Genomic DNA, 7,627 nt, shown 5'->3' on the forward strand with positions numbered 1-7,627 from the left:
ACCTGCGGTGTCCCCTAGAATGATGGGGTGAGTTCAAAGAAGCCCGCCCCACAGGACAATGACGACACGTCAGCCAACACTCCCGCGCCGTATCACACGGGCAAAGGACGCCCCACGCGTTCGCGTGCTGAAGCTGAGGCCGCCCGGAAGCGCCCCCTCGTGCCCACGGATCGGCGAGCTGCCGCTAAGGCTGCTCGTGCCGCTCAACGTGACCAGCGCGAGTTGGAATACGAAGCCATGAAGACTGGCGACGAATCCAAAATGCCTTACCGTGACCGCGGGCCGGTCAAACGGTATATTCGCAATTTTGTTGATGCGCGGCGCAACATGGGTGAGTATTTCCTGTTTATCGCGTTGCTCTTCTTGGTTGTCACACTGTTCTCCCAGGTTCTTCCCGCCGAGATTGTCCTCGCAGGGCTCATCGGGATGTACGTCGTTGTGATCCTTGCCATCGCTGATGGTTTCATTTTGTGGCGACAACTCAAAAAGCGCCTTGTGGCGAAGTTTGGGCAAGACGCCCTCATGCAACGCGGTCTGGCTATGTACGCGGTGATGCGCGCATTCCAGATCCGCCGTGCACGCTTACCTAAGCCCATGGTCAAGCACGGTAACTACCCCTCCTAAACATTGCAATCACCGAGGACTCACACCCTCAGAAAAGCCTCATAACCCCTCCAAGGTGCCCACGACCTGCGTGTTCGCCCTCAGAGAATATGACGATGATGCGTGCCTGCCCACACATGCGCAGGCACGCATCACGGCATAGTGTGGGGATATGCAACATGTATATCTAGGCAACTCAGGCCTCAAAGTTTCAGAAATCATCTTCGGCAACTGGCTCACCCACGCATCCCAAGTGGAAAACGAGCAGGCCAAGCTCTGCGTCAACGCCGCACTCGATGCAGGCATTACGACTTTCGACACAGCCGACACCTACGCAAACACCAAAGCAGAGGTTGTTCTCGGCGAAGCGCTAGCTGGGCAGCGGCGCGAATCCTTAGAGATCCTCACCAAGGTGTACTGGCCAACTGGCCCCATGGGTCCCAATGACACTGGTCTGTCGCGCAAGCACATCATGGAGTCCATTAATGGCTCATTGACCCGCCTGGGCACCGACTACGTCGACCTCTACCAAGCGCACCGCTACGACCACTCCACACCGTTGGAAGAAACGATGATCGCTTTCGCGGATGTCGTGCGTCAAGGTAAAGCTCTCTACATTGGTGTATCGGAGTGGACTGCAGAGCAGATCCGCGAAGGTCACCGTTACGCCAAAGAACTTGGCTTCCAACTGATTTCTTCACAACCGCAGTACAACATGCTGTGGCGTGTCATCGAGGAAGAGGTTGTTCCTACCAGCCAAGAACTGGGCTTGTCACAGATCGTCTGGTCTCCCCTTGCTCAAGGCATTCTGACTGGCAAGTACCTGCCAGGCAAGGAATACCCTGCAGGATCACGTGCATCAAGCGATTCCGTGTCACGTTTCATCCGCGCGGCAATGAATGATGACGTATTGACACGTGTGCAGAACCTTAAGCCCATCGCAGAAGAACTGGAACTGTCGATGGCTCAACTAGGCGTCGCGTGGGTATTGCAAAACCCCAACGTCGCCTCAGCCATCATTGGAGCGTCACGCCCTGAGCAGGTCTCAGAAAACGTCGCGGCCTCTGGTGTAGAGATCCCCGAAGACCTCATGGCAAAGATTGATGAGATCCTCGGCGATGCTGTTGAGCGGAACCCTCAGCGCACATTCGAAGACCAGCCAAAGCAACGGTAATCTTCCTCATCACGCACATGTGGGCCGAACCTCTCGTGAGGTTCGGCCCACATGTGGTTCAGCTGTAGAGGAACTAGCGAGTTCCCAGTAGCGCCTTGTTGATGCGTCGTGCCCACAGCGGTCCGTTATACACAAACCCGGTGTATCCCTGCACGAGGTTGGCACCAGCGTGGAAATATGCTGTGGCATCTTGAGCAGTACTAATACCGCCCACACCCATGATCATTGGGCCATCACCAAGGGTTTGTCGCAGAAGGCGCACCACCTCAAGGCCTCGTTGGCGTTCCGGAGGCCCTGAGAGACCTCCAGGGCCGCGATCGTGGTTGATTGTGGTGTTAACGGCAACAACGCCGTCTAATTCGAGTTCTGTCACTAGTTGAGCAACCTGAACCACGTCATCATCGGCGAGATCTGGGGCGATCTTCACCAGAAGGGGAACTCGGCGGCGCCCTGCGGCACGCGTAGCTGTATCTGCAGCCTCACGGGTAGTTGCCAGAATTGGTCGCAGAGATTCCACTGCCTGCAAATCCCGCAGCCCAGGTGTGTTTGGGGAAGAGACATTCACGACGAGGTAGTCCGCATAGGGTGCGAGCAGGCTCGCGCTGGTTGCGTAGTCGGCTGCCGCCTCGTGTGGTGGGGTAACTTTCGACTTCCCGATGTTCACACCAAGAAAAACCTTGCGTCCACGAGCCGTCGACCGCAAAGCCCGTAGTGAGTGTGCCACTTCTTGGGCTCCACGGTTGTTGAATCCCATTCGGTTACGCAACGATTCATCGGCGACATCACGCCACATTCGTGGTTTGTCATTGCCGGGTTGCGGACGCGCGGTGACGGTCCCAATTTCAACAAAACCAAAGCCGAGCATCGTTAAACCAAGAACTGCATGAGCATCCTTGTCAAACCCTCCAGCGAGACCGAAAGGTGCTGGCACTCGGCGCCCAGCGAACTCAATACGGCGGTCATCAAGAGTGGTGTCATCAATGTATGACGCCACAGCACGTTGCACGAGGGGTGCAACGAACGGCACCTTCCCCGCGACGGTGATGCCCCGGTGCACCCAGGTGTGTGCCACCTCAGGGTCCATTTTTTGGAAGACATGACGAAAGACAAAGCGATACATTCTTATCCAATCACCTGGGGGCGCGGGTACGCCTCAGCCACCATATCCCAACGAAGGGCAACACCAGTGGGACGTACCCATAACCTTGCCCAAAGCCCGACCACACTGTTTGGTCAGGGAAGGAACCCGGAACCGCAACAGTTGCGATCCCCACTGCGATAACGCCCACCAGCTCGAACAACACGGCAACCCATGCCACCCGCCGGGCCACTGGTCCGGACCGAGCTAACGCAACTGTTGCCACAATGTAGACCACCCCTGCGAGCAAGGACAGGGCATAAGGCAACGGGGCTTGATGCCCGTGGTCAATCAACTGCCACAAGGCGCGAGCTGTCGCTGCGACAGCCAGAATTGCGTAAATAGTGACAACAACACGGCCAAACCCACGCCCCGTTCCACCTTCACGCGGATCAACTGTGCGCTCAGTGGTGTCGAGCCGGCGTTCAAGCCGTTGTTTCCACGACGCAGATTTACTCAACTCATCACCTTTTTCATCACAAACGCGCTTATCGCCCGCTCAGCCCCACAGTTGCAGAAGCCGCCACTGAAGAAAAATCACCGTGAACGCCGCCACCGCAAGCACCACTGAACTCCACTTAGTCCGTTCGGCAAACGCCCACGCTGCCGCAGCTGGCAGCACCAACAGGGCAGTAAAGACATACCCCCAGTACTCCCACACAACGATTTCGCGCCCAACAGCAACCAGCGCAACCGCAGCGGAAACTGCTTGCACAGCAAGCAAGCACTCAACGACTGCAGCAGCCCACAATTGTTTAAGCACAACAGGGCGATCGCGCACGACAAACGCGATAGACCACATCAAAACCACAGTTGCGGACAGGAAAACTGCAAGAGAAAGCGGCAAGAACACGCCTTTGAGATTACCTGATCCGCCGCACTACACGGCCATAGGTAAGATCAAGGAGTGGCTGATCTAACTTTTACGACCAAAGACCTGACCAAACTCGTCGCTGACGTCCTCGTACTGGGAGTTGAGTCCATTGATGACACTCCCACCATCGTCGGCCCGGACACCTTTAACACCAGCACACTTGTAGGGCTTGACCTACGTGCTTTGGGTGCCTCCGCCGCGGCAGACAGCATCGTTCGAGTACCCGCCCCACAAGGATTTACTGCACGTACCATCGCGCTTGTCGGCCTTGGCGAACCACACAATGGACGCGAAGAACAACTGCGCCGTGCTGCTGGTTCCGCGACCCGCGCCATCACCGGTATGGAGAGCCTGGCAATCGCCCTGCCTGCCACCCAAGAGAGCGAAGTCATTTCGCTCGCTGAAGGCGCACTATTTGGTGCTTACAGCTACACCTCATACCGCTCAGAACAGTCCGGTACCACTGTCCCTGTGACGCGCATCGACATCGCAACACCTCTGGCCCGGCAAGCCGCGATCAAAAAGGCAACACCTCGTATCGTTGCACTTGCGCAAGCGCTGCACTCAACACGCGACCTGGTCAACACTCCCCCTAACGACCTCTTCCCTGCCGCTTTCGCAGACCTAGCCAAAACAGCGGTCAAAGGCACCAGCGTCAAAGTCACTGTTCTCGACGAGAAGGCCCTGGCCTCAGGCGGATACGGGGGAATCTTGGGAGTGGGGCAAGGCTCAACGCGTGGGCCCCGGCTTGTTCGGTTGTCCTACACACCCGCAAAAGCAAAGAAAAAGGTGGCCCTTGTGGGTAAGGGCATCACCTTTGACACAGGCGGGATCTCCATCAAACCTGCTGCTGGCATGGAAGCCATGAAATCTGACATGGCTGGCGCCGCTGCCGTACTTTCCACCATCGTTGCTGCGGCAAAACTTTCCTTGCCAGTCGCGATCCATGGTTACTTGTGTCTTGCCGAGAACATGCCCTCTGGGAGTGCAGTTCGCCCCTCAGACGTCATTACAATTCGCGGCGGCAAAACCGTTGAAATCCTCAACACCGATGCCGAAGGCCGCTTGGTGATGGCTGATGGTTTGGTGGCGGCCGGTGAGGAAAACCCCGACCTGATCGTGGACATTGCCACGCTGACTGGCGCGCAAATGATGGCTTTGGGCAACCGGGTATCGGCTGTGATGGGAACAGACCACGCGGTAGAAGAAGTTCTCGCGGCAGCCACGGAATCTGGCGAAGCTTTCTGGCCGATGCCACTTCCTGAAGAACTGCGCCCCACGCTAGATTCCCAGGTCGCAGACATCGCAAACATGGGTCAACGGTACGGAGGGATGCTCGTTGCCGGGCACTTCCTCAAAGAATTCACTGGTGGGCGCCCCTGGGCACACCTCGACATCGCTGGGCCTTCATACAACGAGAGCTCCCCGTACGGCTACACACCCAAGGGTGGCACAGGCTGCGGAGTACGCACTCTCCTAACTCTGCTGGAAGACTACTCACAGTAGGCACACAATAAACGGCGGGCATCGTGACAATAGCTCACGATGCCCGCCGTTCATATGTTGTTGATTAGCGCTTTCGTTGCGCAGAATTCCAGTCGCGCATGCGCTGCGGGTAGCCGGTGAAATTCACGTCATAGACGGGAATCCCTAGCTGTGCTGCAACCGAGCGTCCAGTGGCAGCAGAACCAACTGTTCGCCGAGTCCACTCTCCGGTGGTGGCTACAAGAAGAAGCGAAACCGGAAAATCCCTGTTCGCAGGTTCAATGTAACCCTCCACTCCAGCACGAGTCTGTGTGAAACGTTGTAGATGGTCGACATCGACGGCACGCTTTCCACGGCCTCGGGGCCCAGGGGCGGACTCAGGCTCAGCCCGACGCGACTTCCAGCGTGAGAAAAGAGACATGGGACAAGCCTACGTGAGAAACCTGATCGAAAACTGGATGTTTCCCGCATGAAGATAACACCGCCACGCCGAGCGAACAGGGACCTTTGTCTGCAGAATCACACGTGAGATACCAGAATCGGGCTGTTTCCACTTTGGCAACCACCAACTAGATGACAAGATGGGACAGTAACCCATACATCTTGCGCCTGAAGGAGCAGAACGTGGCCGAAACCCCCGGCACCGACTTTGACATCGTCGTCTTGGGCGGAGGGAGCGGTGGGTACGCCGCCGCGCTCCGCGCAGCACAACTCGGACAGAACGTCGCGCTCATCGAAGCTGACAAGCTCGGCGGCACCTGCCTGCACTACGGATGCGTCCCCACCAAAGCTCTTCTGCACGCGGCTGAAGTTGCCGACAACGTGCGCGAAGGCCACCAATTTGGTGTCAACGCAACCTTCGATTCGATTGACATGAACGGTGTCAATGCCTACAAAGCCAACGTGGTCAACGGCCTCTACAAAGGCCTCCAGGGACTGATCAAGTCCCGCAAAATCACTGTGGTTGAAGGCTACGGCAAGCTTGTTGGGCCCAACGCCGTTGAGGTAAACGGCCAGAAGTACACCGGCAAGCACGTCATCCTGGCAACTGGTTCTTACTCGCGTAGCTTGCCTGGACTTGCCATTGAAGGTCGCGTCATGACCTCAGAGCACGCACTAGCCATGGACTACGTTCCTAAGTCAGCCATCGTCCTAGGTGGCGGTGTGATCGGTTGTGAGTTCGCTTCCGTGTGGAAGTCATTTGGAACCGATGTCACCATCATTGAAGGGCTCCCTCACCTGGTGCCCAACGAGGACGAAGCCATCTCCAAAGCCCTTGAACGTGCCTTCCGCAAACGTGGCATCACCTTCAACCTTGGTGACCTGTTTGACGGTGTCACCCAAGACGACAATGGCGTTCACGTAACGTTGAAGTCGGGAAAGACCTTCGATGCAGAGGTCATGCTGGTTGCTATCGGTCGCGGGCCACGTACCGCTGACCTAGGCTACGAAGCCCAGGGCATTCGTATGGACCGTGGTTTCGTCCTCACTGACGAACGCCTGCACACAGGTGTTGGAAACATTTGGGCAGTTGGGGACATCGTTCCTGGACTGCAGCTCGCACACCGCGGGTTTGCTCAGGGCATCTTTGTGGCCGAGCAAATTTTGGGCCTCAACCCAGCACCTATCGTCGAATCTGGCATCCCTCGCGTGACATACAGCGAACCCGAAATTGCCTCAGTCGGTCTCACCGAGAATCACGCCAAGGAAAAGTTCGGCGACGACAACGTCGAAACCTTGGACTACAACTTGGCTGGCAACGGAAAGAGCAAGATCCTCAACACCCAAGGCTTCATCAAACTGGTGCGCCAAAAGGATGGTCCGGTTGTCGGTGTTCACATGATTGGCTCCCGCGTTGGAGAGCTCGTCGGTGAAGGTCAACTCATCGTGAACTGGGAAGCCTACCCTGAGGATGTAGCGTCACTCATCCACGCACACCCCACTCAGAACGAAGCCCTTGGCGAGGCATTCCTTGCTCTCGCTGGCAAGCCACTGCACGCACATAACTGATTTAGTGAAGAGACCGGAGAGGTCATGTCAAACACCGTAACAATGCCCGCGCTCGGTGAGTCCGTCACCGAAGGCACCGTCACCCGTTGGCTCAAGAACGTCGGCGACACCGTCGAGGTCGATGAACCACTCCTCGAGGTATCCACCGACAAGGTAGACACCGAAATTCCTTCACCTTTCGCTGGAGTTCTTGAAGCGATCATGGTTGAGGAAGATGAAACAGTTGAGGTCGGCGCTAACCTCGCCACCATCGGCGACGGGTCACAACCCGCCCCAGCCGCAGCATCAGCTGCACCGGCCGCTGAATCAGCACCAGCGCCCGCAGCACAAACCCCAGCACCAG

General features: G+C 57.0%; 9 protein-coding genes. 5 read left to right on the top strand and 4 right to left on the bottom strand.

Going from position 1 to position 7,627, the window contains the following annotated elements:
- The first annotated feature begins 27 nt into the window (after positions 1 to 27).
- Together G538_RS0114180 and G538_RS0114185 are read left to right on the top strand one after the other, a co-directional pair.
- Entirely contained in the window at positions 28 to 624 is a 597-nt protein-coding gene (locus G538_RS0114180; protein WP_029069820.1) for a DUF3043 domain-containing protein, read from the top strand.
- 151 nt (positions 625 to 775) lie between these two features.
- Positions 776 to 1,777 (top strand): aldo/keto reductase family protein, encoded by a 1,002-nt coding sequence (locus G538_RS0114185; protein ID WP_029069821.1) that lies wholly within the window; start codon positions 776 to 778, stop codon positions 1,775 to 1,777.
- Positions 1,778 to 1,850: 73 nt separating this feature from the next.
- Here G538_RS0114185 and G538_RS0114190 read toward each other — a convergent pair whose 3' ends face one another.
- Genes G538_RS0114190 through G538_RS0114200 form a run of 3 tightly spaced genes read right to left on the bottom strand, consistent with a single transcriptional unit; the run spans position 1,851 to position 3,768 of the window.
- Positions 1,851 to 2,897, bottom strand: coding sequence for a quinone-dependent dihydroorotate dehydrogenase (locus tag G538_RS0114190; RefSeq protein ID WP_029069822.1), 1,047 nt, complete (start codon positions 2,895 to 2,897; stop codon positions 1,851 to 1,853).
- A 10-nt stretch (positions 2,898 to 2,907) separates the two neighbouring features.
- A complete protein-coding gene (locus G538_RS0114195; RefSeq protein ID WP_029069823.1) occupies positions 2,908 to 3,375 on the bottom strand; it encodes a hypothetical protein in 468 nt (155 codons plus the stop codon).
- Positions 3,376 to 3,414: 39 nt separating this feature from the next.
- A complete protein-coding gene (locus G538_RS0114200; protein WP_029069824.1) occupies positions 3,415 to 3,768 on the bottom strand; it encodes a hypothetical protein in 354 nt (117 codons plus the stop codon).
- A 54-nt stretch (positions 3,769 to 3,822) separates the two neighbouring features.
- Here G538_RS0114200 and G538_RS0114205 point away from each other — a divergent pair, with 54 nt between their 5' ends.
- A complete protein-coding gene (locus tag G538_RS0114205; RefSeq protein ID WP_029069825.1) occupies positions 3,823 to 5,295 on the top strand; it encodes a leucyl aminopeptidase in 1,473 nt (490 codons plus the stop codon).
- A 64-nt stretch (positions 5,296 to 5,359) separates the two neighbouring features.
- Here G538_RS0114205 and G538_RS0114210 read toward each other — a convergent pair whose 3' ends face one another.
- The gene (locus tag G538_RS0114210) at positions 5,360 to 5,695 is read right to left on the bottom strand and encodes a hypothetical protein (protein ID WP_029069826.1); all 336 of its coding nucleotides are present in this window, start codon (positions 5,693 to 5,695) and stop codon (positions 5,360 to 5,362) included.
- Between the two features lie 203 nt (positions 5,696 to 5,898).
- Here G538_RS0114210 and lpdA point away from each other — a divergent pair, with 203 nt between their 5' ends.
- Positions 5,899 to 7,284 carry a dihydrolipoyl dehydrogenase gene (gene lpdA / locus G538_RS0114215; RefSeq protein WP_029069827.1) on the top strand — a complete coding sequence of 462 codons (1,386 nt, stop codon included), beginning with the start codon at positions 5,899 to 5,901 and terminating at the stop codon, positions 7,282 to 7,284.
- 24 nt (positions 7,285 to 7,308) lie between these two features.
- Positions 7,309 to 7,627: biotin/lipoyl-containing protein (locus tag G538_RS0114220; RefSeq protein WP_029069828.1), on the top strand; the 319-nt coding region annotated here is incomplete at its 3' end.

The sequence above is a fragment of the Jonesia quinghaiensis DSM 15701 genome (genome assembly GCF_000423205.1).
GTDB classification, from domain to species: domain Bacteria; phylum Actinomycetota; class Actinomycetes; order Actinomycetales; family Cellulomonadaceae; genus Jonesia; species Jonesia quinghaiensis.